The following is a 23760-nucleotide window of genomic DNA, read 5'->3' as shown; positions in this document are numbered from 1 at the left end:
CCGGACCCGGCTGGTGTAAAATGCTTCCCCTTTTGATTTGATTTACGACGATGACTTATTGCATAGGCATGCGCCTGAACGAAGGCCTGGTCTTCCTGTCCGACTCCCGCACCAACGCCGGCGTGGACCAGGTGGGCACCTTCCGCAAGATGAGCGTGTTCGAAAACCCGGGCGACCGCATGCTGGTGCTGATGACGGCCGGCAATTTGTCGATCTCGCAGGCGATCCGCCAGATCGTGTCCGAGCACGTGGATGCGGACGGGCGCAGCATCTGGAACGTGGCCAGCATGTACGACGCGGCCCGCATCGTGGGCGAAGCCGTGCGCACCGTGCACCTGCGCGAAGCGAAGGCGCTGGCCGACTGCGGCATCGATTTCAATGTCAGCATCATTCTCGGAGGCCAGATAGGCGCCGAGCGCTGCCGCTTGTTCCAGGTGTATTCGGCCGGCAATTTCATCGAATCGCACGATGAAAACACGTATTTCCAGATCGGCGAAGCGAAATACGGCAAGCCCATCATCGACCGGGTCATCAACCCGTTCACTCGCCTGGACGAGGCGGCCAAGTGCGCGCTCATTTCCATGGATTCGACCCTGCGCTCGAACATTTCCGTCGGCTTGCCGCTGGACTTGCTCGTCTACGAGACGGGCAGCCTGGCCGTCACGCGCTTCGTCACCATCGATGAAAAGAACCAGTATTTCCGCATGATCCGCGATACGTGGGGCGAACAATTGAAGCATGTGTTCGAAGGCATCGTCGATCCCGTGTGGAATGCGGCGCCGGAAACGACGACGAACGTATTATCGTCGGCCAACATGCACAGCAAGCCCGTACGCGTGGCCATCCCCGAGCACGTGAGCCGCGGCGGCCTGACCGTGGCGCCCCTGCAATCCCTGGCGCAGCAGTTCAGCGACGACAAGCAGCATTGACCGTTGACAGGTCCGCTGCGCGGGTCGCTGGACAAGTCGCTTTCCGCGTGCTTTTATGGCAATATGGGTTGACATTCAATCCAGATTGACCTGAAAGGCAGGTGGCGCATGGACTTGATCACTTCCGCCGTCGTGGCAGCCATCGGGCATGGCGCGCCCGGCCATGCTCCCGAAGCCGTCGCCAGCCACTATGAACGCCTCAAGCAAGCCATCGCCAAGTTCGACGGCGCCGCCGCCATCCTGGCCGCCATCGCCGCGCTGGAAACGGCGCCAGCCGATCCCCAGCGGCAACTGGCCCTGGCGGCCGCCCTGTCGACCGCGAAAGTGCCGGACGACATGGAAACCCTGTTTGCCGCGCAAGGCTTGCTCGATGCGGTGCAGCCCCCGCTGCGTCCATTCCCCCCGTCGCCCGCCCCTGCCGACCAGGGCGCCGTCGTGTCGAACTATGCGGTGGTGAAAGTGTATTTCGCCACGGACCGCCAGCGCGACGTGGGCAAGCCGCCGGCCCAGCGCTTCAGCGGCGAACGCAACATCATGGGCGGCAATGGCCCCCTCAGCTATGGCAGCTGCGACATCAGCATCCCCCGCGACCATCGAATGGGGCAGCTGGAATCGCCGTCGCTGTGGCGCCTGGAATTTCGCGACGACCCGGCCAAGCACGTGGTGGTGCTGTCGGCCGACGTGCAAGACCGCGGCAACTTCTTTGCCGCCTTGAAGACCCAGATCCGCGCCTCGGACGGCAAGAGCGCCTTTATCTTCGTGCATGGCTATAACGTGAGTTTCGAGGATGCGGCGCGGCGCACGGGACAGATGGCCTACGACCTGGGCTTTGACGGCGCGCCCGTGTTCTACAGCTGGCCGTCGCGCGGCGAGGTGGCCGGCTACACCATCGATGAAAACAATATCGAGTGGAGCACGCCCCATCTCGCCAGCTTCCTGACCGACTTTCTTGCCAGCACGGAAGCGGCGCAAGTGTATCTGGTCGGACACAGCATGGGCAGCCGCGGCCTGGCGCGGGCCGTGGCCGACTTGCTGGCCGCGCAGCCGCATCTGGCGCAAAAGATCACGGAAATCATCCTGTCTGCGCCCGATATCGACGCCGCCATCTTCAAGCACGATATCGCGCCGAAACTGGCTGGCGCGCGCAATCCCGTCACCCTGTATGCCTCGTCGCAAGATCTGGCCCTGGCCGCCTCGAAAGCCGTGCACGGCTACCCGCGCGCGGGCGACAGCGGCGCCGGCATGCTGATCGTGGCGGGCGTGGAAACCATCGACGCCACGGGGGTCGACACCAGCTTCATGAAGCACTCTTACTTTGCGGAAAAGCGCTCGGCCCTGTCCGACATGTTTTATCTGATACGCAACCAGGCACGCGCCGACCAGCGTTTTCTCGACCCCGTCGATACGGTGGCCGGCCGCTATTGGACGTTCAAACCGTGACGCCGTTCCATCGAGTACGGCACGCATGCTAAGATACGGCCCATAGGGTGGCAACGGGCACGGCGATGACGCCGCCAGCCGATCCCCCGCAAGCAGGCCTATCATGTTGACATCATCTTCTACACCGCAAGCCGAATCGCTGATCCGCAACACCAATGCCCGCGTCACCAAGACGCGCGTGAAGGTGCTCGACTTTTTAATGGCGCAAAGCCGTTCGCTGACCCACCATGAAATCCAGCAAGCGCTGTCGCAGGACAGCGACATCGATTCCGTCACCCTGTACCGGGTGCTGGAATGGCTGACGGAAAATGAACTGGTGCACCGCATCGCAGGCGCCGACCAGGTGTGGCGCTTCAGCGCGGGCGCCGGCCACCAGGCGCACGAACACGCGCACTTCCAGTGCACGAAATGCGCGAACGTCACCTGCTTCAATGAAGTCAAGCTGCCCCCGCCCGTGCTCTTGCCGGAAGGTTTCAGCGGCGGCGAAGTCGATTACCTGATCAAGGGCCTGTGCCCGCGCTGCAAGTAAACGGTACCGGCAGCGGTACCGGCGGCATTACCTGATCAATAAAGCCAGGTGATGCTCGTCATAGAACAGCTCGCCCACGCGCATCGAGCGCGGTTCCGTGCCATATGCGATAAATCCCAGCGATTCATACAGGCCCAGGGCGGCATTGTTTTCCGCATTCACGCTCAAATGCACTTGCATGACGGCGGGGTCCGCTTCGGCCTGGGCGATGCAGGCGTTCACGAGACGCCGCGCCACGCCCTTGCCCCGCTGCGCCACATCGACAAACACGCCCCACAGCAAGGCCTTGTGCGACAGTTGCCGCATGGATTCACGCCGCAAGCCGGCAAAGCCGACCAGGCGTTCGCCATCGAAGGCGCCGAACGCCCGGTGCAGCGGGCCGTCGGCGATGCGCTGAACGTGTTCTTCGGGCGTGCGGGCCAGCTCATCCTCGCGCGAAGAGGAAAACGAGCTGGGCGAATCGAGGATGGCGCGCAGGCGCAGCGCGCAAAAGGCGGCGGTGTCGGCCTGCGTCAGCAGGCGGATGACGATTTCAGGTGCGGGCATGGTGGAATCCGGCAGTTTTTTTCCATTATACCCACGCCCCGCCTCAGGCACGCACGCGGCGCAAACCCAGCAAGGTCCAGCCGTACAGGGCCGCCATCAGCAACACCATGGCCGCACCGAGGGCCGCCGTCCAGCTTTCCGGCAGCGACCAGGCCGGATCGAGCTTGCCGGCCGCCATGTACGCGGCCATGGCCACGCAGATGGCGACGATGGGCCAGCCCAGGCGGCGCCGGAAGGCGCGCACGAGGTCAATCTGGCCGGTGCGCATGACTTTTGCCGTGACCCAGCCATCGAAGGTATCCGTCACGCCCATGCCGACGGTGAATACCAGGCCCGTGAGCAAGGCCGGCTGCATGCCGCCCAGCGCGACGGCTGCGTAGCCCCAGGCGGCCGCCTGCAGGGCCGTGTCGAAGACCAGCGCGAACAGCATGCCGACGAGAATGGCGGCGAACGGCCCGGACGCGCCCCGCAGCCAGCGCGGCAGCAGCCGGCCGCGCACCTCGGCCAGCTGGGCGCCGGCCAGCAAGCTGCGCGCATTCAGGGCCGCAATCAGCAGCAGCAAGCCGATGGGCAACCATTCCAGCCAGCCGAACACGGTTTCCGACGGTGAAAATTGCTGTGACGCCACGGCGGCCACGGCCACGATGGCCAGCACGGTGACGCCATGGCCCAGCGCAAACAGCGCGCCCATCCACGGCGTCCAGCGGGGCGCCGCGGCCTGGCTGCGCAGGGTCAGGCCGTCGACGGCGGCCAGGTGGTCCGGTTCCAGCCCATGCCGCATGCCCAGCAAAAAGATCAGCGCCAGGGCGGGCAAGCCCGCTTCCACGCTCACGCCGCCACCTCGGCGGGGCTGTCCGCCTTGGCCACGCAGCGGTCCAGGCCCCGAATCAGCATATCCTGCGGCAAGTCGCGGCCGATGAAGATCATCTTGCTGGCGCGCGTTTCCCCGTCGCCCCACGGCGCGCCCAGTTCCGAGCCCATCAGCATGTGCACGCCCTGGAAGACGGCGCGGCACGGCACGTCGGCCACGTACAGGATGCCCTTGTAGCGCATCAGCTGGCTGCCAAACAGCTGCACCACGGCGTCGAGAAAATTTTCCACCTGCAACAGATCGAGGGGCCGGGACTGGTGATAGACGAACGATTGCACGCCGTCGCCATGGCGGTGGCCCAATTCTCCCAGGAAATCCGGCTCCAGCTCGACGATGGCGTTCAAATTGAAACCGCGGATGTTCAGGATATCGCGCAAGGGCACATTGCCAAAGCGCACTTTCTGGATGCTGGCGCGGCCATTGATGGCGACCAGGCGCTGGCGCAGCGCGGCCAGCTCGTCCTTGCCGACCAGGTCCGTCTTCGACAGCAGGATGCGGTCGGCAAAACCCACCTGCTCCTGCGCTTCCTTGTGCGCCGTCAATTGCTGCTGCGCATGGCGCGCATCGACCACCGTCAGGATGGCGTCAAGCATGTAGTACTCGCTGACGGATGGCTCCGCAAAGAAGGTTTGCGCCACGGGGCCGGGCGCGGCCAGGCCCGTCGTTTCGATGATCACGTGGTCGAAAGCGATGGTGCCGGCTTCGCGTTTGGCGTGCAGTTCGCCCAGGATGCGGATCAGGTCGCCGCGCACGCTGCAGCAGATGCAGCCATTGTTCATTTCCACGATCTGCTCGTCGCTGTCCTGCACCAGCAAGCCATGGTCGATGCTTTCGGCGGCGAATTCGTTTTCGATCACGGCGATGCGCACACCGTGATCGCCCTGCAATATGCGCTTGAGCAAGGTGGTTTTCCCGCTGCCGAGAAAACCCGTGATGATGGTGACGGGGATCAATTCTGTCATATTTGTTTCCTATCGATGGTTAATCTTCCAGTTCTTCCATGCGCTGCCACTGCGGAAACGGATCCGGCAGCTTGCGCCAGGCGGCCATGCCCTGGCGCGTTTCCGTGTAGTTGAGTTGGCATTTCTTCAAGTCCGCCTCGATGGCGGCCTGGTCCATGTCCTGGCCGATGAAGACGAGCTCCTGGTAGCGGTCGCCATACGGCTCGCTCCAGCCTGTTTTGACTTCCGCCAGCGAGGCCGCATCCGTGGGCCAGCGCTCCTTCGGCACGGACGCCCACCACAGACCCACGGGTTCGATATTCATCAGCTTGCCCGCGCCGGACAGGCTGGCCACCCATTCGGGCCGGCTGGCCAGCCAGAAATATCCCTTGCTGCGCACCACGCCCTTGATCGGCTGGGCGATGTAATCGTGCAGGCGCTGCGCGTGGAACGGCGCTTTCGCGCGGTAGACGAAGCTGCTGATGCCATACGTTTCCGTCTCCGGCGCATGCACGCTGGCCAGCTCCTGGGCCCAGCCCGGCATGCCGGCCGCCTGTTCCAGGTCGAACAAGTTCGTGCCCAGGATGGCGTCCAGCGGCACGACGGACTGGTTCGTTTCGATGATGCGCGCGCCGGGATTCAAGGCTTTTAAAATGGCCAGCACGCGCAGGCGCTCGTCCGCCGCCACCATGTCGACCTTGTTGAGGACGATGACATTGGCAAATTCGATCTGTTCCGTCAGCAAATTGGCCAGCTGGCGGTCGTCGCCCTCGCCGGCGATTTCGCCGCGCTGCTCCAGGCTGTCTTCGCTGTGGAAATCGTTGAGCAGGTTGGCGCAGTCGACGACGGTGACCATGCAGTCGATGCGCGCCACGTCGTTCAAGCTGTCGCCGTGCTCGTCCTCGAAGTCGAAAGTGGCGGCCACGGGCATCGGTTCGCCCACGCCCGTCGATTCGATCAGCAGATAGTCGAAGCGGTCTTCCGCGGCCAGGCGCCGCACTTCCAGCAACAGATCGTCGCGCAAGGTGCAGCAGATGCAGCCGTTGGACATTTCCACGAGTTTTTCTTCCGTGCGCGACAGGGCCGCGCCGGCCGCCTCAGCGCCATCCCTGACAAGCGAAGCGTCGATATTGACTTCGCTCATGTCGTTGACGATGACGGCCACGCGCTTGCCTTCGCGGTTGCGCAGTATGTGGTTGAGCAAGGTGGTCTTGCCGGCGCCGAGAAAGCCGGACAGGACGGTGACGGGGAGTTTGCGCTGTGGCATGGGGATTCCTTAGGCTGGCTGAGTTGGCGAAGGTCGCACTAATGCAAATGAATTGCGTTTTCGAATTATAATGCAACTAACCTGCATTTACCTGGCGATCTTTGCCTGCCACCGTGAAAAAGAGGAATCCATGCGCTACCAGCAGGATCAGTATCCCGGCCCTCGACGTGCTAGAGTGCGAACTCGTCGGCGATGCCATCGAAGTAAGCGCATGGCGGCTGAACTGTTGTCAACAGCCCCTGGATGATGCGATGAAGACTGATTCTGCCCCCCGTGCAGACATACAGCCGTGCTTCTCAGCCGTGCGGCCGCGCGAGCATCACATCGGCTGGCTTCGATTTTATTAGCCCTTAGCAAGCCGCTCTTAAATATTTTATTCTCGCCTAGCCAATGAAAAAAATACTGATAATAAGCCTGCTCGCTCTCATCTCCATATATTCTTTTAAGAAAATGATTTACAACCCGTATATATGGAAACAAACCATTAACAGCCCTGAGCATAAATTGCAAATTGGAAGTTTTATTTTTAACAAAACAACAGGGGTTAATGGTGGAAGCCAAAGCATTCAAACGGATTATTACATTTTCAAAGTAATAGAGATCAATGGCGATCATGTTCGGCTTTCTGTGGTCAGGCAATTGTCGAAAAATAACACAATTTTACAATCCGACTTCTCGACCACAAAAGAGAATTTTGAATATTTAAAAAAACATATCAATAAAATTACAATTACAGGAATTTTGACAAAAGACTTATTCGTGGGAAATTATGAGCCATATACCGTGAATGATTATTTGCTAAAGAAGTATCCTTCATTGGAAAAATCAAGGTATTACTTCGAAGATATCCCTGAAGAGAAGAAAAATTTGCCGTTACCGACAGACAATAACAAACTACAGGATTATTTTAGTACAATCTATTCCAAAAAAGAAATTATTGAAAATGGCAAGCTTGCTCTCTGGGTTTTAAATAATAGCAATAATCCTGAATTGGCCAAAAGATCAGCAGAAGATATAGATTTAATACAAAATTAGATTTTGTCGCGCTTGATCAATTGTGCTTGCATGGCGCGTGAAGATACTCCATCTTGCCACAGTTCAATTTTCACAATCACCAAGGAATCGATGTTCTTGCGCAACTCCATAAGGCGTCTTGCCGTACTTGTTTTGATGATGGGCAGCGCCATTGCCGCAGACATAAAAAAGCCGATCCAGCACTATCTTTACTTTAGTCACCGTGAACTGAACGGGGAAAACATCCGCTCGGATAAAGCGTTAAACGATGCCCGCTTCCGTGGCGCGCAAATCGTCTACACCTGGCGCAGCCTGGAGCCGCAACAGGACCGGTATGATTTTTCGGCGATCCGCCACGACATCGCCTTTCTCGATTCAATCGGCAAAAAACTGTGGATACAACTGCAGGAAAAATCCTTCACGCCGCGCCATAATGTGCCGGCCTATCTGCTCAGCGATCCTCGCTACCAGGGCGGCATCATCAAGCAAAGCATGCTCTCGGCGCCGGAGCGCGACCCGCACAAACCGGTGACGGATGATGAGTACGGCTGGTCGCCAAAGATGTGGGAACAACCGGTGCGCGACCGTTACCAGCGCTTGATCCGGGCGCTGGGCCAGGAATTCGACGGAAAAATCGAGGGCATTAATTTCAGCGAAAGCTCGATCGACATCGGCGTCGAGGACGGTAAAGGAAATACGATTTTTCCCGATGATTTCAAGCCGCAACAGTATGTCGATGCCATCAAGGAAAACATGCGGGTGCTGGCCGGCGCCTTTCCTCACACCAATACCATGGTGTATTTGAATTTTTTGCCAGGTGAATGGCTTCCGTGGAGCGACAAGGGTTATATGCGCAGCGTGTTTGCGCAAGCGCAAACGCTGCATATGGGCGTGGGCGGCCCCGACCTGATGCCGTATCGAAAAAGCCATATGGGCCAAAGCTACGGCTTCATCAAGGACTACCCGGCCGATCTGGTCAAAGGCATGGCCGTGCAAGACGGCAATCTGCGCCAGATCAATCCCCGCACCGGGAAAAAAAACTCGGTCGAGGATGTCCTCGACTTTGCCCGCAACTACCTGGGCCTGGACTATATTTTCTGGGTGGAGGATGAACCATACTTCAGCAATGAGGTGTTGATAAAGCTGCCGGCGCATTGATGCGCCGGCACGACGCCATGCGCCCTGCCACACTGTCATGGTGGCGTCATATGCCGGCGTTACAGTCGCGTCTTTTGAATCATTCTAAGGGCGGCAATGAAAACAAATTGGATCATGCTGGCGGCGCTGGCAAGTGCAGGTCTCGTCGGTTGCAACGGCAGTTCGAACACGGCGCCGGCCATTCCCGAAGGCACGACGGTCACCGTCGCCTTGCTGGAAACCACGGATATCCACTCGAATGTCCTCAGCTATAACTATTACGCGCTGGCCGAAGACACCAGCCTGGGCCTGGAACGCACGTCGACCCTGATCCAGGCGGCGCGCGCGGAAAATCCGAACAACGTCTTGCTCGACGATGGCGACGTCATCCAGGGCACCTTGCTGGCCGACCTGCAGGCCGTGGCCGCGCCCGTGCCTTGCAGCGGCACCTTGGCCGTGCACAAGGCCATGAACGCGCTGAAATACGATGCGGGCGGCATGGGCAACCACGAATTCAACTACGGCTTGCCTTATCTGAGCCAGATCACCAACACGGATTTCGGCATTCCCGGCGTGGCCAAGCCGACGGGCACGTGCGGCGCGCCCGTCTTCCCTTCCGTGCTGAGCAATGTCGTCGGCGTGTCCAGCGGCAAGCCGATTTTCCAGCCCTACACCCTGCTGCCCCGCGATTTCGCCGCCACGGCGCCCGACGGCAGCAAGCTGACCGTGAAAATCAATGTGGGCGTGCTGAGCTTTGTGCCGCCGCAAATCCTCGAATGGGATCAGAAAGTACTCGCTGGCAAAGTCAGCGTGACGGGCGTGCAGGAAGCGGCGAAACAATACGTGCCGGAATTGCGCAACAAGGGCGCCGACCTCGTCGTGGCCCTGTCGCACGGCGGCCTGGATACCAGCCCCTACAGCCCGAAGATGGAAAACGGCAGCTATCACCTGACCAGCACGGGCATCGACGCGCTGATGATCGGCCACTCGCACTTGATCTTCCCGAAAGGCAAGGAAGAAGGCGCGGCCGCCCTGGATGCCTCGTTTGCCGCCTTCCCCGCCAGCGCGAAGATCGACGCCGTCAACGGCTTTGTGAACGGCGTGCCCACCGTCATGGCGCAAAGCTGGGGCCGCCGCCTGGGCATCATCAAGCTGACCATGGCCTACCAGGGCGGCAAGTGGGTGGTGCAGCCGGCCAAGACGACGGTGGAATCGCGCGGCTTCAAATACCTGGATGGCAAGACCCTCGTGAACGCCGACCCGGCCATCGCCCCGCTGGTCGCCACGGAGCACGCGGCCACCATCGCCTACGCCAAGCAACCACTGGGCATCAGCACGGATTTCGAGATGTCCGCCTACTTCGCACTGGTGGGCGACGTCAGCGCCATCCAGCTGGTGAACCAGGCGCAGCTCGATTACGTGAAAAATTTCATCGCCACCAGCACGGATGCCACCTTGTCCAGCTACAAGAACATCCCCGTCATTTCCTGCAGCGCGCCATTCAAGGCGGGCCGCAACGGGCCATCGGACTTCACGGACGTGGCGGCAGGCGCCTCCCCGGCCGCGCCGGTCGGCTTGCAAGTGCGCAATCCGGGCGACCTGTATTTATATAGCAACAACAACCTGCAAGCCGTGAAGATCAAGGGCGCGGACTTGAAAGCCTGGCTGGAAACGTCGGCCAAACAATTCAACCAGATCGACCCGGCCAGCAGCGCCGAGCAAGACCTGGTGCCGTCGTATGGCACGATCTATAACTATGACGTGTTCTACGCGGAAAACAATGCGCTGACGTACCAGATCGACGTGACGAAAAAGCCGGGCAGCCGCATCGTCAACCTCACGTACAAGGGTGCGCCAGTGGCCGATGGCGATGATTTCATCGTCGCCACCAACGATTACCGCGCCGGTGGCGGCGGCGCCGTGCCGGGTATCGATGGCAGCAAGACCATCATCAAGTCGCCCGATGCGAACCAGGCCGTGGTCAGCAACTACCTGGCGTCGCTCAGCACCAAGGGCGGCAAGGTGACTCTGGCCAATAATGGCAGCGCGCGCAGCTGGAGCTTCGTCAAGACGGCCACGGCCGGTCCCGTGATCCTGCGCTCGGCGCCCGGCCATCTGGCCCTGGCGCAGGCGAGCGGCATCACCAACGTGGCGGCCGAAGGCGGACTCGACGCCAGCGGCTTTGCCAAGTACCGCATCGACCTGAGCAAATAAGGTTCGAGGGCCGGAACAAGCCCAGTTCCGGCCCGTTTTGATGAAAGCTGATCACAATGAAACACGCACTCTCCCTGCCCGCCGTCGTGCTGGCCTCCGTCCTGGCCGCTTGCCAGGCGTCGCCACCGCCCACGGCGGCGGAAATCGAAGCCGTCGCCATGCATGCGCGCCAGGCAGGCGACCACCAGGCCGAGCGCAAGGTGCGCAGCTGGGCCGGCAAGGACATGCCCGTCGCCGAGCGCGAACTGGCGCTGATTTACCAGCCCCGCGCCGAACGCCGTGCCGAGGCCTTGAACCTGTTCGAACAGGCGGCCCGCGCCGGCGACACGGAAGCGGCCTTTGAGCTGGGCCAGATGCTGCGCGCGGCCACGCCGGCCCAGGCCTGGCTGTGGTACCGCCAGGCGGCGCAGCAAGGCCACGCGAAGGCGGCCCTGATGCTGGGTTTGCTTGCGGCGAATGGCGAAGGCGTACCGAAAGACGCCGTGACCGCCGCGCACTGGCTGGACAAGTCCAGCGAGCTGGGCAATCCACACGCCATGTTCCTGCTGTACAACGCCTACCGCGAAGGCCGCGGCGTGCCGCGCGACCTGGCGAAAGGCCGCGAATTGCTGGAAGAAGCGGCCCACCACGAATACCCGCCCGCCATCCAGGAACTGGCCATGACGGTGCAAGCGGACGACGCTCTGCGCGCCGGCCACCTGATGAAGGAAGCGACGGAGCACCGGCACAATAACTGGAACAAGTTTTAAGCCAGGTCAAGGCCGGCCCATATTGCCAAATGGAATGCTTGCCGGTGGCATAAGCTTGCCTGGCACGGACAGCTGTTCGCGCACAATTTTATCGCGAGGCAGGCATGGCAGATCACCGGTTGGGCCCCATGACAAAGAGCGACTTGCAGTTCAGCTATCCGGACGGCCCGGCGGCCGGCGACGACCCGGCGCAGCGCGGCATCCCCGACAGCAGCCTGCTGAACCGCCACGAATGGTATGAAGTGCTGTACAGCTGCAACAGCTGGTCCGGCGGCAGCCTGGCGACGGCCTTGAAATGCGAACGCCTGATCCAGCGCCACTTGCCCGCCGACATACGCGGCCATGCCGCCGTGCTGACGTGGCTGCGGGCGAACTGGGCCCAATATCGCTGATACCGCCAATACCTATCGCCAATACGTCGGAAATCACGCTGCGCTTTGCGCCAGGTCAATCGTGTTGGGCTGGACAAGGCCGAGAGGCTATGATGGGCAAGCCGCTTCCCCGGACGCGGCGGGGCTGTTGCCGGCTCCGAAATGGATTACACTGAATTTGCTTTTTAGAAATTTGTTACTCTGGACCAGCCTCGGTGAGCACGTCGCACACGCTCAGCCCAGCCAGTGTTTGGGTAGGCCCTGGCTCGTCCGTTGACCTCCCCTATAAAGAAAGAGTCCAATGAAAAAGCTGACCACCGCCTTTGGCGCGCCCGTAGTCGATAACCAGAACATCCAGACGGCCGGCCCGCGCGGCCCCGCCCTGCTGCAAGATGTGTGGTTCCTGGAAAAGCTGGCCCACTTCGACCGCGAAGTCATCCCCGAGCGCCGCATGCATGCCAAGGGTTCCGGCGCGCACGGCACATTTACCGTCACGCACGACATCACGCGCTACACGCGGGCGAAAATCTTTGGCGAAGTGGGCAAGCAAACGCCGATGTTCGCGCGCTTTTCCACGGTGGCGGGCGAACGGGGGGCGGCGGACGCGGAACGCGATATCCGCGGCTTCGCGCTGAAGTTTTATACGGAAGAAGGCAACTGGGACCTGGTCGGCAACAACACGCCCGTGTTTTTCATGCGCGACCCCTTGAAATTTCCCGATTTGAATCACGCCATCAAGCGCGACCCGCGCACGGGCTTGCGCAACGCCAACAGCAACTGGGATTTCTGGACCTCGCTGCCGGAAGCCCTGCACCAGGTGACGGTGGTGATGAGCGACCGGGGCTTGCCGCGCAGCTTCCGCCACATGCACGGCTTCGGCAGCCATACCTTCAGCTTCCTGAATGCGCAAAACGAGCGTTTCTGGGTCAAGTTCACCTTTAAAACCCAGCAAGGCATCCAGAACCTGACGGATGCCGAAGCCGAGGAACTGGTGGGCAAGGACCGCGAAAGCTCGCACCGCGACCTGTATGAAAGCATCGAAAACAAGGATTTCCCCCGCTGGACGCTGTACGTGCAGATCATGCCGGAAAAAGAGGCAGGCACGTATCACCTCAACCCGTTCGACCTGTCGAAAGTGTGGCCGCACGGCGACTATCCGCTGATCGAGGTGGGCGTGCTGGAATTGAACCGCAATGCCGACAACCATTTCGCGGAAGTGGAGCAAGCGGCCTTCAATCCGGCCAACGTGGTGCCCGGCATCAGCTTTTCACCGGACAAGATGCTGCAAGGCCGGCTATTCTCGTATGGCGACGCGCAGCGCTACCGCCTCGGCGTCAACCACAGCCACATCCCTGTCAACGCGCCGAAATGCCCGTTCCACAGCTATCACCGCGATGGCCAGATGCGGGTCGACGGTAACCAGGGCGGAACCTTGGGCTATGAACCGAACAGCGAGCAGGAATGGGCCGAGCAGCCCGATTTCCGCGAGCCGCCGCTCAGCATCGAAGGCGCGGCCGACCACTGGAATCACCGCGTCGACGAAGATTACTATTCGCAGCCGCGCGCCCTGTTCCGCTTGATGACCGCGGCGCAGCAGCAAGCCTTGTTCGACAACACGGCGCGCGCCATCTCGGGCGCCTCGGAGCAAGTCAAGCAACGCCACATCGGCAACTGCACCCTGTGCGACCCCGCCTATGGCGCGGGCGTGGCCGCAGCGATCGGCCGCCTGAGTCCAGGCTGATAGTAAACACGGAAGGCCTGGCGACAGGCCTTCCGCCGCCGCCATCCGCGGCCGGAGGCCCCCGCCGCCAGGCTGGCTGGCCTAGCGGCGCTGGATATCGATCTGGCCCGTGATGCTCGTTTCCACCGGATAACCCTCGACCTGCAACGGCACGCGCCGCTTGACGGACGAGTCGCGCAGATACACGACGAGCGCTTCTTTGCCCACGGCCGTCTGCCCCAGGCTGACGCCTTCCACGCCGTCGATGGCCATCAGCGCCCGCTCGTTGCGCCGCCTGGCCGCTTCCAGGCGGCCCTGCGGCGCAGCCTGGGCATGGTGTCCCGGGCCCTGTCCAGGGGGGGCATCCGGCAAATACGGCATGGCGGCGTCCTCGAAGACGGCATATGGCGATTGTGCGAACTTACTGTTTGACATGACACACCCTCCTGATATGACAAACCCTCCCGATGCCTTGCATGATACACCCGGCCAACCGGCGCTGCAGCACGCTTCGCCGGCCAAGACCATGCGCGACAGCCGGCCTTGCGCAAGACTTGAGCAATACTTAAGCAAGATCGTCATCGTGCAAAAAACAGCGTCAGGCAAGGCGGCGCGGGGCCGCCCCGCCGGCTCCTAAAGTGTGCTCAGGTGTACAAATTGATGTCGAGCGCCACCACCACGCGCCGCATCTGGTTGGCAAACGTGATGTTGCCGCCGCCGGCAAACAGCAGGCCGACGGGATTGCGCTGCTGGTTCCAGGTCCAGATGGACGAGCCGGAATCGCCGCCCGCGCTGAACGCCCCGCTGACGCCCGTGATGGCGATCTGGTCCTGGAACAGCGCGATCCTGCCGCCGCCGTAATTGACGTTGATGGTGGCGCCCAGGCCCGTGATGCGGCCCTGCGTCAATTGCGTCGTGCGCCCGGACTTGCCGACCATCATGCCCAGTGCGGGCGCCACGAGCGCATTGCTGATGCGGAAGTACGCGGGCACGCCGCCGCTCAGGTAGACCAGTTCGGGACGCACCCTGTCTGGCCAGGCCCAGCCGGTGGCACAATCGACAAAGTTGACGCCGCCGCTGAAATTGATGGGCACGAAGCGTTCGAGCACGGCCACCTGGTCTTGCGGGCAGCGGCCGCCGTCGATGGGGCCAGGCTGCACGATGCAATCGTTGAACACGCCGCCGTTGGAATTGGCCAGCACGTGATTATTGCTAAGAATCATCAGGCGGCTGTTGCGCGGCGCGCTGCGCCCCACGGCCAGGCAGCCGATGGTGCCGGCCGTGATGCGGAAATGCCCGACCGACACGCCGCCCGGCGCGGGGCGCAGGCGGAAACGGTGGGGCTGCGCATCGATCACGCCCGTGACGACGATGTTGACGGGCACCTTGTCGCTGGCCACGGCGCGCACGCCCATGGCCCCCACGATGGCAGCCTTGGCCCGGTCGACGGAAGTGGGCTCGGCCACGTACAGGGTCAGTGCCGGCAAGCCCGGCTCGCCGGACGAGCTGTCGCTGGCGCCCTCGCCCAGGCCGATGGACACGCCCTGGATATTGCCGCTGTCGCTGAAGGCGTCGGCCGCGCGCGCGCCGCCCGCTTGCGCGATGCTTTGCCGCATGCCATCCTCGATGCTGCGCTTGATTTCCAGCAATTCCATGCTGACACCGCTCAGGGCGTCGGGCACATCCGCGACGGACGCGCTCTCGATCGTATTGTCGTCTTCGCCGGGGACGGAAAACTGGCCGACGGCCTCTTCATCATCCGCGCTCTGTCCCCTGCCGCTGCTGCCGGGCGGGGCGCTGAAACCATTCTCGTTGCCTATCATCGTGTTCTCCTCGTGGGTCGCCGCAAGCTTCCAGTGTGGACGCGCTGCGCGGGCCGGTATTGATCTGGATTGAACCGCGCGGATGCCAGGCTGCCCTGCCCCAATGGGGGCCAGCGAGTACAAAAATAGTTCCCTCGTCAAGGTTGAGCGGGATCAGGCGTGCGGGCAGAGGCGCCGCCGTATACTTGGCCGACAGGCTGGAACCGGGCCTGCTCCACGGCAGCAACGCCAGCAACAGCAAGGATGGGGAAACAATGACGAGCCCTGCAATAACGAGCCCTGGTATGACACGCCAATCCGACGACGCCCCTGCGGCAGCGGCCTCAGCCGGCGCCAATACAGCCGCCGACAATGCGACGGACGCCGGTGGCGCGGCCCAGCATGCGGGTTTCGTGCACGGCATGGCGGCCTGGGCGGAAAAACACCGCATCACGCCCTGGCGCGGCAGTTTTGCCGACTTCCTCGAGCAAATCCTGCCCGGCCGCGCCGCACTGCTGACGCGCAGCGCGCACCGGTACCTGTGGGACATGATGCGCTGGAATGGCCAGACCGACGGCAACGGACGCTTCCGCTGCCGCCTGTTCGACGACGAGCTGTTCGGCATCGACGAGGCGATCGACCGGGTCGCCGCCTACTTCAAGGCGGCCGCCGCCGGCTCCGAAGTGGGCCGCCGCATGTTGCTGTTGCTTGGCCCGCCATCGGGCGGCAAGTCGACCATGGTGATCCTGCTCAAGCGGGGCCTGGAAGAGTACAGCCACAGCAGCGAAGGCGCGCTGTACGGCATCGCCGGCTGTCCCGTGCACGAATCGCCGCTGCACCTGGTGCCGCACAGCATGCGCGCCGACTTTCGCGCCAGCTATGATGCCGAGCTGCAGGGCGAACTGTGCCCACATTGCCGCGCCCGCCTGGAAGAGCAGTATGCGGGCGACTTCCTGCGCATGCCCGTCGAGCGCATCCATTTGTCCGAGGCGGGCCGCTGCGGCATCGGCACGTATGCGCCGCACGATCCCACGACGGCCGACCTGGCCGACCTGGTCGGTTCCGTCGACCTGTCGAAAGTGGCGCAATACGGCGACGAAGGCGATCCGCGCGCCTGGTCGTGGTCCGGCGCCGTGTATGCGGCCAGCCGCGGCATGCTGGAAATGATCGAAATCCTCAAGGTCAAGCGGGAATTCCTCTACTTGCTGCTGACCTTGACGCAGGAAAAGAATGTCAAGGTGTCGCGCTTCCCCCTGATCTACCTCGACGAAACCATCCTCGCGCACACGAATCTGGCCGAATTCCGCAAATTCCTGCAAGAAAGCGAAAACGAGGCGCTGCTCGACCGCATGGTCATCGTGCAAGTGCCCTATACGCTCAATTACCGCGAAGAAGCGCGCATTTACCGCAAGCTAATCCTGGCGGCCGCGCCCGCCTTCCGCGACGTTCACCTCGATCCGCACGTGCTGCATGCGGCGGCCGTGTTTGCCATCCTCAGCCGCATGCCCGAGGGCGAGGACAAGGAGGCCGAGCTGGTCAAGAAACTGCGCATCTACGCGAACGAAGATGTCGACGACTTGCAGCCGGCCGACCTGCGCCGCATGCGCGAGCGCGACAAGTCGCCCGACGAGGGCCTGTCGGGCGTGTCGCCCCGCTTCGTCATCAATGCCCTGTCGCACGCCATCATTTCCGCCCAGCGCAACAGCCTGTCCACCATGGACGTGCTGCTGGCCCTGAAAGACGGCATCGAAAACGATGCGCGCATCGAACCCCGGCGCAAGCGCAAATGGGTCGATTACCTGGTGCTCACGCGCAAGGATTTCTATAACCGCTGGGTCAAGGCCGACGTGCACAAGGCCTTGTTCGTGTCATTCGAGCAAGAAGCGCAAGACTTGCTGAACAAATATCTCGATGAAGTCGAAGCCATGCTCGACAACCGCCAGATCCGCGATCCCATCACCAGCGAAGAGCGCCGTCCCGACGAGCGCTTCCTGCGCGCCGTGGAAGAGAAAATTCACATCAGCGACTCGGGCAAGCAATCTTTCCGGCAAGAAGTGGTGCGCAAGGCCATGAGCGCCTTCAAGCGGGGCGAAGCGTTTGGCCTGGCCAGCCATGCGCCATTGCACGACGCCATCCAGCAATACCTGTTCGAGCAGCGGCGCGACGTGCTGCGCCTCGTCGGCTCGGCCAAGCGGCCCGACGACGACGTGCGGGCCAGGATCTCCGCCGTCGAGCAGCGCCTGGTCGACGAATACGGCTATGACGCCCATAGCGCGCGCGAAGCGCTCAACTACGTGACCACCTTGCTGGCGCAGGAATAGCCATGGCCGCCACCACGACGCCAGCCAGCGGCACACAGGATGGCCATCCGGCCTGGGGGGATTCCACGGACCCCACAGGCGCGGCGGCGGCGGGTGGCGCGCCAGCCCTGGCCCGGCCCTGGTATGCGCTGTTCTCGCGCGGCGCGCGCGACTGGCTGCGCCACAACCAGAAAGTGCGCGAAGCCGTGCAGGCGCACTTGCCCGAGCTGGTCGCCACGCCCGACCTGATCGGCGGACCGCAGCAGCGCACGGTGCAAGTGCCCATGCGCCTGCTCGAACATGCGCGTTTCCGCCTGGCGCCCGCGCGCAGCAGCTTGGGCGCGGGCCAGGGGGACGGCCAGCCCGGCGATATCCTGCGCCCGGCCCGGCCCGCCGCCACGGGCGGGGCCGGCACGCAAGGTGACGGCGGCGATGGCGAGGGGGCCGTGCGCCTGCTGCTGGAGTTTCCCATCGACGACATACTCGACTGGCTGTGGGACGCCTTCGAATTGCCGCACCTGACGCCACGCCACCTGGGCGCCATCGACGACGTGCGGCTCGTGCGTAGCGGCCTGGATCGGCATGGCGCCCGTTCGCGGCTGGACCGGCGGCGCACCGTCAAGGAAGCCATCAAGCGGCGCGCCCTGCAAGCGCAGCCAGTGCCCTTTACCAATGAGGACTTGCGCTACCGCCAGGTGCTGCCGCAACCCCGGCCCAGCACGAACGCCGTCGTGTTTTTCGTGCTGGACGTGTCGGCCAGCATGGCGCAGCCAGAGCGCAAGCTGGCCAAATCGTTCTTTTTCTTTGCCTTGCAAGGCTTGCGTCGCAGGTATGCGCGCGTGGAAACGCGCTTTATCGCCCATACGACGCGGGCCTGGGAATTTTCCGAAGCCGAGTTCTTCCAGGTCAATGGCATGGGCGGCACCATGGCGTCCACCGCGTTTCGCCTGAGCCGCGAATTGCTGCAGGAACACTACGCGCCGGGCCGCTACAACGCCTATCTGTTCTATGCCTCCGATGGCGAAAATTTCAGCGAAGACCGGGGGCCGGCCAGCGCGGCCCTGGGCGAACTGGCCGGTTTGCTCAACTATATGGGCTATGTGGAAACCGTGCCCGGCGTGCCGCGCAGCCTGGAAACCGAAATGCACAGCTTGTTCGCCGAGCAGGAACGGCGCGGCTTGCCCTTGCACAGCAGCATCCTCGGCAAGAGCGACGACGTGTGGGAAGCCATCCGCACCTTTTTCCGGCACGAGGCGGCCGATACGGAGGATGCGGCATGACGCGGCATGACGCCCCGCGCCACGCCGACACGGCCGATATGGCCGATACAGCGGACACGGCGAACACAATTGGCCTGGACGGCTACGCGGCGCGCATCGAAGCGCTGGCGCGGCAACTGGGGCTGGCGTTCGCCCCCGTCGAGTTCGAGCTGGTGCCGGACAGTTTCATGGCCGAAATCGCCATCTATGGCTTGCCCGTGCGCATGCGCCACTGGTCGTTCGGCGTGCGCTACATCCACCAGCTCGTGCATCAAAAGATGGGCAACTCGCATATGTTCGAAGTCATGTTTCCCGGCGACCCTTGCCATGCCTACATGGCCGAACACAATTCCGTGGCGGAAAACACCCTCGTCACGGCCCACGTGCTGGGCCACGCCGATTTCGCCAGCCGCAACGCCCTGTTCCTGCGTTTCGGCGTCATGGCGGGCCAGCATATCCTGGAACAGAGCGCGGCGCGGGCGCAACGTCTGGAAATGGCGCTGCAACGGCACGGGCAGGAACAGGTGGAAGCCGTGCTCGACGCGGCACTGGCGCTGGAGCAGCACGTGGACATCCACGCCGAGCTGCACCGCCCGCCCTATGCCGCGCTGTCCGGACCGGCCGGTGTCGCCGGCAGGCGTGGCGGCGCCGGGGGAGACGACCCGTTTGCACGACGCTACCGGCGCCTGCCCGGCGAAGCGGCCGCGCTGGCGGCGCGCGAGACGGCACGGGCGCGCGTGACGCAGCGCCCGCTCCTGCCGCCGCAGCCCGAATACGATTTACTCTGGTTCATCGCGCAACATGGGCCGGACCTGGCCGACTGGGAACGCGATATTTTCCTGGCCGTGCGCGAAGAGTCGTTTTACTTCTATCCCGTGTACGCCTGCCAGATCATGAACGAAGGCTGGGCCTCGTACTGGCATGCGCGGCTGCTGCGCGAAGCGGATTTCCTGCCGCCGGCCCTGTACCTGGCGGCCCTCAAGTCGCACTCCGACGTGGTGCGTCCTTACGCGGGCGAGCACCAGCAGGCGCTGGCCGTCAACCCCTATCACCTGGGCTTTTGCATGTGGGAACACATCATCGAGCGCGAAGGACTGGCGCGGGCGCGCCAGATTTGCCGCGACGACGATGACTGCAGTTTTATTCGCAACTATCTGGATGCCGAACTGGCTGACCGCCTGGGCCTGTTCGTGCATGAAAGCCGCCGCGACGGCGAAACACGGCTGGCCAGCCGCGACTTGCGGGTCATCCGCGAAGCCATCCTGGCGCCCAAATACAACTATGGCGCACCGTGCATCGCCGTCACCCTGCTCAACGACGACGGCAGCCTGGTGCTGCGCCACGACCACCTGCGCGATGGGCGCGGCCTCGACCTGGAGCGGGCGGAACAGGTGCTGGCGTACATCGCCCGCGTCTGGCGCCGTCCCGTCACCCTGCATACGGCCGACTTTCGGGGCACGCCAAGGGTTCTACGCAGCAAGAGCGACGGCGTACCCGAGCCGCCCTCACCGACAGCGTCAGCAACAACGTCAACAGTAACGTCAGCAACGCCGACAGCGCCGCCCACGCAACGCTGAACGCCAGGCACCGGGCACCAATCGGTCTGGCGGTCTCGCGGTCTCGCGGCCAGGCGGCAGGACGGATAGCGAGCCTGCGCATCTGGCATGGGCATCTGGTCGACATATCTGGTATGGGTATCTGATGTGGGTATCGGGTATCTGTATCTGATATGTATGTCGGCATGCATATCTGGCAATGAAAAGTTGCCGATGACCAGTGCCGGACTCGGACTCCGCCGGCCGCCTGCGCGCGCGCCGCAAGCGCGGCCGGCACGTGCCTGCCTGGCCAGCGTGTTTTTCAAGCCCCGTCCGCCTGCGCCACATACCAGGCGATGGTGTGCCGCAAGCCTTGCGCCAGGTCGTGCGTGGGCGCATAGCCGAGCAAGCGGGCCGCCTTGGCAATGTCCGCCTGCGAATGGCGCACGTCGCCGGCGCGAAACTCGCCGTACTGCGGCGCCTGCGGCACGTGCTGCGGGCGGGCGGCAAGCAGCATCTGCTGCATGGTGGCGTGCAGCTGCGTCAGGCTGGTGCGGGCGTTGACGGCCACGTTGTAGACCTGGTTGACAGCCGCCGGGTCGGTACCGGTGGCGGCGAGGATATTCGCTTGCACGGCGTTGTGCACGAAGCAAAAGTCGCGGCTGGTGGCGCCGTCGCCGTGGATGAGCACGGCCTCGTTGTCCAGCATGGCGGCGATCCAGCGGGGAATGACGGCCGCGTAGGCGCCCAGCGGATCCTGGCGCGGACCGAAGACATTGAAGTAGCGCAGCCCCACCGTCTGCATGGCGTAGCAGCGCGCGTACACTTGCGCATACAGTTCATTGACATATTTGCTCAGGGCGTACGGCGACAGGGGCGCGCCGATGTGTTGTTCCACTTTCGGCAAGTCCGGATGGTCGCCGTACGTGGCGCTGGAAGCGGCATACACGAAGCGCCGCACGCCCGCCTCGCGCGCGGCGGCCAGCATGTTCAGGAAGCCGCTGACATTGACGGCGTGGCAAAGCAGCGGGTCTTCCAGCGAACGGGAGACGGAACCGAGCGCCGCCTGGTGCAGCACATAGTCGACGGCAACGCCGTCACCGGCGCCGGGACCGTCCGGATCGTCCGGACCTGCACGGCCGTCCGGAGGTTCGCCGCCGTCGCTTGCACCGGCGGCATGACCCGCATGGTGCCCGGCATGACCGGCATGAGCGGCATGAGCGGCGCCGATACTGGCGATGTCGGCACCTGCACCTGCACCTGCGACGCCGCCTGCGCCTGCCATGCCGGCCATGCTGGCAAAACCGGCCATGCCGTCGCCTGCTCCGCACGCGCACGCGCACGCTTGCGGGTCGCGGATGTCGCCTTCGATGAAGGTGAAGCGCCGCCACGCCTGCTCGCCCACGCTGGCGCGCACCTGCTCCAGGTTGTGGCGGTGGCCCGTCATGAAATTATCGAGGCCGCGCACTTCCTGCCCCAGGTTCAGCAGGGTTTCCAGCAAGTGCGAACCGATGAAGCCGGCCACGCCCGTCACCAGCCAGCGGTGCGGCGCCTGCGCCAGCCGTGCGCAGGCCAGCGCGTACGCGCCGGCAGCCGGGCCGCCAGCGATAAGGCCAGTGGGAGCGCCAGAGGGGGCGCCTTGCGCCGCGCCCGCCGCCCGCTCGAAGGCACCGGCCGCCATCACAGCCGCCACACGTGCAAGCCGCCGTCTTCCAGCGGACGGGGATCGAAATGCGATTTGATATCGATGAAGCAACCGTTTTCCAGCACCTTGGTCTGGAAATCCGCCAGCGGCCGCGCCAGCAGGGCCTGGTGCGAGACGGCGCTGATGATGGCCTCGGCCCGCGGCAGCTGCTCCCAGCTTTCCAGGGTCAGGCCGTATTCTTCCAGCGCTTCGCGGCCATCGGCCACCGGGTCGTGCACGTGCACCTGCACGCCGTACGATTGCAGTTCGTGGATCATGTCGACCACTTTCGAGTTGCGCAAGTCCGGGCAATTTTCCTTGAAGGTCAGGCCCAGCACGTTCACGTGCGCTCCCTTCAGCTTGAAACCTGCCCGCACCATTTCCTTGATGGTCTTTTCCGCCACGAACTTGGCCATGCCGTCGTTGATGCGGCGCCCGGCCAGGATCACGTGCGGGTGGTAGCCCAGCATTTCCGCCTTGTGCGTCAGATAATAAGGGTCGACGCCGATGCAGTGGCCGCCCACCAGGCCGGGACGGAACGGCAGGAAATTCCATTTCGTGCCCGCCGCCTGCAGCACTTCCAGCGTGTCGATGCCGATGCGGTCGAAGATGATGGCCAGCTCGTTCATCAGCGCGATATTCAGGTCGCGCTGCGTGTTTTCGATCACCTTGGCCGCCTCGGCCACGCGGATGCTGGACGCCCGGTGCACGCCCGCCTCGACCACGCCTTCATACAGGGCGGCCACCTTGTCGAGGGTGGCGGCGTCGTCGCCCGAGACCACCTTGCGGATGCTGTGCAGGGTATGGTCGCGGTCGCCCGGGTTGATGCGCTCGGGCGAAAAGCCCACATGAAAGTCTTCCTTCCAGCGCAGGCCCGAATGCTGTTCCAGGAGGGGGATGCAGATTTCCTCGGTGGCGCCCGGATACACGGTGGACTCGTAGATGACGATGGCGCCGCGCCGCATGTGCCGGCCGACGGCCGCGCTGGCGCCGGCCAGGGCCGAGAAATCGGGATTGTGCGCGCTGTCGACGGGCGTGGGCACGGCCACGACGATGAAATCGGCCAGTTGCAGCTCGGCCGGATCGCAGCCGACGCTCAGCCCTTGCGCCGCCAGCAACTGTTCATGGCTGACTTCGCCCGTCGGGTCGATGTGGCGCCGGTAACTTTCTACCTTGCGTGCCGACAAGTCAAAGCCTATCGTGCGCTGGCGCATGCCGAATGCCACGGCCAGCTGCAAGCCCACATAACCGAGCCCCACCACCGCCACCACGCCCGCCTTGCCATCCACCTTGCTATCCGCCTTGCTGTCCATATGCATGTGCTCCGAAGGGTTGCGGCCTGAGCATCGCCGTCCGGGAAATTCTACGGTCGCCGGTCCGGCCATTCTTGAGCGGGAACAAGGAACGCGGGGCGGCGGCCGGCAGGCGCGCGGAGAATCGGCGGCTTGTTGA

At 63.3% G+C, this 23760-nt stretch carries 20 protein-coding genes; 12 read left to right on the top strand and 8 right to left on the bottom strand.

From position 1 onward, the window contains the following. Nucleotides 1–50: 50 nt before the first annotated feature. From O3300_RS02550 to O3300_RS02540, 3 genes are all read left to right on the top strand, one after another. Entirely contained in the window at nucleotides 51–929 is an 879-nt protein-coding gene (locus O3300_RS02550) for a peptidase (protein WP_092604876.1), read from the top strand. Nucleotides 930–1037: 108 nt separating this feature from the next. Beyond that, nucleotides 1038–2369 (top strand): alpha/beta hydrolase, encoded by a 1332-nt coding sequence (locus tag O3300_RS02545; protein WP_305051911.1) that lies wholly within the window; start codon nucleotides 1038–1040, stop codon nucleotides 2367–2369. A 103-nt stretch (nucleotides 2370–2472) separates the two neighbouring features. After that, a complete protein-coding gene (locus tag O3300_RS02540) occupies nucleotides 2473–2898 on the top strand; it encodes a Fur family transcriptional regulator (RefSeq protein ID WP_034787417.1) in 426 nt (141 codons plus the stop codon). A 27-nt stretch (nucleotides 2899–2925) separates the two neighbouring features. On the opposite strand, the gene O3300_RS02535 is transcribed toward O3300_RS02540, so the two are convergent. The 4 genes from O3300_RS02535 to zigA are packed head-to-tail and all read right to left on the bottom strand — an operon-like array spanning nucleotide 2926 to nucleotide 6523. Continuing rightward, nucleotides 2926–3444, bottom strand: coding sequence for a GNAT family N-acetyltransferase (locus tag O3300_RS02535; protein WP_305051910.1), 519 nt, complete (start codon nucleotides 3442–3444; stop codon nucleotides 2926–2928). Between the two features lie 43 nt (nucleotides 3445–3487). Next, on the bottom strand, nucleotides 3488–4276 hold the full coding sequence (locus O3300_RS02530) for a hypothetical protein (RefSeq protein ID WP_305051909.1): 789 nt from the start codon (nucleotides 4274–4276) through the stop codon (nucleotides 3488–3490). Beyond that, nucleotides 4273–5277: a GTP-binding protein gene (locus tag O3300_RS02525; RefSeq protein ID WP_305051908.1), complete on the bottom strand. Its 1005-nt coding sequence runs from the start codon at nucleotides 5275–5277 to the stop codon at nucleotides 4273–4275. Before O3300_RS02525 ends, O3300_RS02530 begins: the two co-directional genes overlap by 4 nt. A 19-nt stretch (nucleotides 5278–5296) precedes the next feature. Continuing rightward, complete coding sequence (gene zigA, locus O3300_RS02520) at nucleotides 5297–6523, bottom strand: zinc metallochaperone GTPase ZigA (protein WP_305051907.1); 1227 nt, start codon at nucleotides 6521–6523, stop codon at nucleotides 5297–5299. A 390-nt stretch (nucleotides 6524–6913) separates the two neighbouring features. On the opposite strand from zigA, the gene O3300_RS02515 reads away from it, so the two are divergent. The 6 genes from O3300_RS02515 to O3300_RS02490 all read left to right on the top strand — a co-directional run bounded on the left by O3300_RS02515 (nucleotide 6914) and on the right by O3300_RS02490 (nucleotide 13749). After that, the gene (locus tag O3300_RS02515) at nucleotides 6914–7558 is read left to right on the top strand and encodes a hypothetical protein (protein WP_305051906.1); all 645 of its coding nucleotides are present in this window, start codon (nucleotides 6914–6916) and stop codon (nucleotides 7556–7558) included. Nucleotides 7559–7588: 30 nt separating this feature from the next. Then, nucleotides 7589–8695: a hypothetical protein gene (locus O3300_RS02510; RefSeq protein WP_305051905.1), complete on the top strand. Its 1107-nt coding sequence runs from the start codon at nucleotides 7589–7591 to the stop codon at nucleotides 8693–8695. Nucleotides 8696–8791: 96 nt separating this feature from the next. Continuing rightward, nucleotides 8792–10888 carry a bifunctional 2',3'-cyclic-nucleotide 2'-phosphodiesterase/3'-nucleotidase gene (locus O3300_RS02505; protein ID WP_305051904.1) on the top strand — a complete coding sequence of 699 codons (2097 nt, stop codon included), beginning with the start codon at nucleotides 8792–8794 and terminating at the stop codon, nucleotides 10886–10888. A 56-nt stretch (nucleotides 10889–10944) separates the two neighbouring features. Next, complete coding sequence (locus O3300_RS02500) at nucleotides 10945–11637, top strand: tetratricopeptide repeat protein (protein ID WP_305051903.1); 693 nt, start codon at nucleotides 10945–10947, stop codon at nucleotides 11635–11637. Nucleotides 11638–11765: 128 nt separating this feature from the next. Further along, nucleotides 11766–12029: a hypothetical protein gene (locus O3300_RS02495; RefSeq protein WP_251348811.1), complete on the top strand. Its 264-nt coding sequence runs from the start codon at nucleotides 11766–11768 to the stop codon at nucleotides 12027–12029. A gap of 280 nt (nucleotides 12030–12309) precedes the next feature. Beyond that, nucleotides 12310–13749, top strand: a complete 1440-nt coding sequence (locus tag O3300_RS02490) for a catalase (RefSeq protein WP_305051902.1) — start codon at nucleotides 12310–12312, stop codon at nucleotides 13747–13749. An 81-nt stretch (nucleotides 13750–13830) separates the two neighbouring features. Here O3300_RS02490 and O3300_RS02485 read toward each other — a convergent pair whose 3' ends face one another. Beyond that, nucleotides 13831–14163, bottom strand: coding sequence for a hypothetical protein (locus tag O3300_RS02485; RefSeq protein WP_305051901.1), 333 nt, complete (start codon nucleotides 14161–14163; stop codon nucleotides 13831–13833). 209 nt (nucleotides 14164–14372) lie between these two features. Next, complete coding sequence (locus O3300_RS02480) at nucleotides 14373–15551, bottom strand: hypothetical protein (protein WP_289905039.1); 1179 nt, start codon at nucleotides 15549–15551, stop codon at nucleotides 14373–14375. Between the two features lie 284 nt (nucleotides 15552–15835). Here O3300_RS02480 and O3300_RS02475 point away from each other — a divergent pair, with 284 nt between their 5' ends. From O3300_RS02475 to O3300_RS02465, 3 genes are read left to right on the top strand one after another with little or no spacing between them, the layout of a single operon-like run. Beyond that, on the top strand, nucleotides 15836–17851 hold the full coding sequence (locus O3300_RS02475) for a serine protein kinase (RefSeq protein WP_305051900.1): 2016 nt from the start codon (nucleotides 15836–15838) through the stop codon (nucleotides 17849–17851). Nucleotides 17852–17853: 2 nt separating this feature from the next. Further along, nucleotides 17854–19110 carry a DUF444 family protein gene (locus O3300_RS02470; RefSeq protein ID WP_305051899.1) on the top strand — a complete coding sequence of 419 codons (1257 nt, stop codon included), beginning with the start codon at nucleotides 17854–17856 and terminating at the stop codon, nucleotides 19108–19110. Then, a complete protein-coding gene (locus tag O3300_RS02465; protein WP_305051898.1) occupies nucleotides 19107–20666 on the top strand; it encodes a SpoVR family protein in 1560 nt (519 codons plus the stop codon). The genes O3300_RS02470 and O3300_RS02465 overlap by 4 nt, the downstream gene beginning before the upstream one ends. A gap of 280 nt (nucleotides 20667–20946) precedes the next feature. Here the strand turns inward: O3300_RS02465 and O3300_RS02460 are convergent, their stop codons facing one another. Together O3300_RS02460 and O3300_RS02455 are read right to left on the bottom strand one after the other, a co-directional pair. Then, nucleotides 20947–22305 (bottom strand): SDR family oxidoreductase, encoded by a 1359-nt coding sequence (locus O3300_RS02460; protein ID WP_369812257.1) that lies wholly within the window; start codon nucleotides 22303–22305, stop codon nucleotides 20947–20949. Continuing rightward, nucleotides 22305–23627, bottom strand: coding sequence for a nucleotide sugar dehydrogenase (locus O3300_RS02455; RefSeq protein WP_305051897.1), 1323 nt, complete (start codon nucleotides 23625–23627; stop codon nucleotides 22305–22307). The genes O3300_RS02460 and O3300_RS02455 overlap by 1 nt, the downstream gene beginning before the upstream one ends. Nucleotides 23628–23760 lie beyond the last annotated feature (133 nt).

Origin of the sequence: Janthinobacterium sp. SUN206 (assembly GCF_030587305.1) — a bacterium.
GTDB classification, from domain to species: Bacteria; Pseudomonadota; Gammaproteobacteria; order Burkholderiales; family Burkholderiaceae_D; genus Janthinobacterium; species Janthinobacterium kumbetense.
Note: the sequence above shows the minus strand (reverse complement) of the source record. Positions and strands in the feature narration are given on the sequence as shown.

Bases quoted from the DNA above. Each gene is read 5' to 3' on its own strand.
- O3300_RS02550 (WP_092604876.1), top strand. From the start codon at position 51: ATGACTTATTGCATAGGCATGCGCCTGAACGAAGGCCTGGTCTTCCTG.
- O3300_RS02545 (WP_305051911.1), top strand. From the start codon at position 1,038: ATGGACTTGATCACTTCCGCCGTCGTGGCAGCCATCGGGCATGGCGCG.
- O3300_RS02540 (WP_034787417.1), top strand. From the start codon at position 2,473: ATGTTGACATCATCTTCTACACCGCAAGCCGAATCGCTGATCCGCAAC.
- O3300_RS02535 (WP_305051910.1), bottom strand. From the start codon at position 3,444: ATGCCCGCACCTGAAATCGTCATCCGCCTGCTGACGCAGGCCGACACC.
- O3300_RS02525 (WP_305051908.1), bottom strand. From the start codon at position 5,277: ATGACAGAATTGATCCCCGTCACCATCATCACGGGTTTTCTCGGCAGC.
- zigA (WP_305051907.1), bottom strand. From the start codon at position 6,523: ATGCCACAGCGCAAACTCCCCGTCACCGTCCTGTCCGGCTTTCTCGGC.
- O3300_RS02515 (WP_305051906.1), top strand. From the start codon at position 6,914: ATGAAAAAAATACTGATAATAAGCCTGCTCGCTCTCATCTCCATATAT.
- O3300_RS02510 (WP_305051905.1), top strand. From the start codon at position 7,589: ATGGCGCGTGAAGATACTCCATCTTGCCACAGTTCAATTTTCACAATC.
- O3300_RS02505 (WP_305051904.1), top strand. From the start codon at position 8,792: ATGAAAACAAATTGGATCATGCTGGCGGCGCTGGCAAGTGCAGGTCTC.
- O3300_RS02500 (WP_305051903.1), top strand. From the start codon at position 10,945: ATGAAACACGCACTCTCCCTGCCCGCCGTCGTGCTGGCCTCCGTCCTG.
- O3300_RS02495 (WP_251348811.1), top strand. From the start codon at position 11,766: ATGACAAAGAGCGACTTGCAGTTCAGCTATCCGGACGGCCCGGCGGCC.
- O3300_RS02490 (WP_305051902.1), top strand. From the start codon at position 12,310: ATGAAAAAGCTGACCACCGCCTTTGGCGCGCCCGTAGTCGATAACCAG.
- O3300_RS02485 (WP_305051901.1), bottom strand. From the start codon at position 14,163: ATGTCAAACAGTAAGTTCGCACAATCGCCATATGCCGTCTTCGAGGAC.
- O3300_RS02480 (WP_289905039.1), bottom strand. From the start codon at position 15,551: ATGATAGGCAACGAGAATGGTTTCAGCGCCCCGCCCGGCAGCAGCGGC.
- O3300_RS02475 (WP_305051900.1), top strand. From the start codon at position 15,836: ATGACACGCCAATCCGACGACGCCCCTGCGGCAGCGGCCTCAGCCGGC.
- O3300_RS02470 (WP_305051899.1), top strand. From the start codon at position 17,854: ATGGCCGCCACCACGACGCCAGCCAGCGGCACACAGGATGGCCATCCG.
- O3300_RS02465 (WP_305051898.1), top strand. From the start codon at position 19,107: ATGACGCGGCATGACGCCCCGCGCCACGCCGACACGGCCGATATGGCC.
- O3300_RS02460 (WP_369812257.1), bottom strand. From the start codon at position 22,305: ATGGCGGCCGGTGCCTTCGAGCGGGCGGCGGGCGCGGCGCAAGGCGCC.
- O3300_RS02455 (WP_305051897.1), bottom strand. From the start codon at position 23,627: ATGCATATGGACAGCAAGGCGGATAGCAAGGTGGATGGCAAGGCGGGC.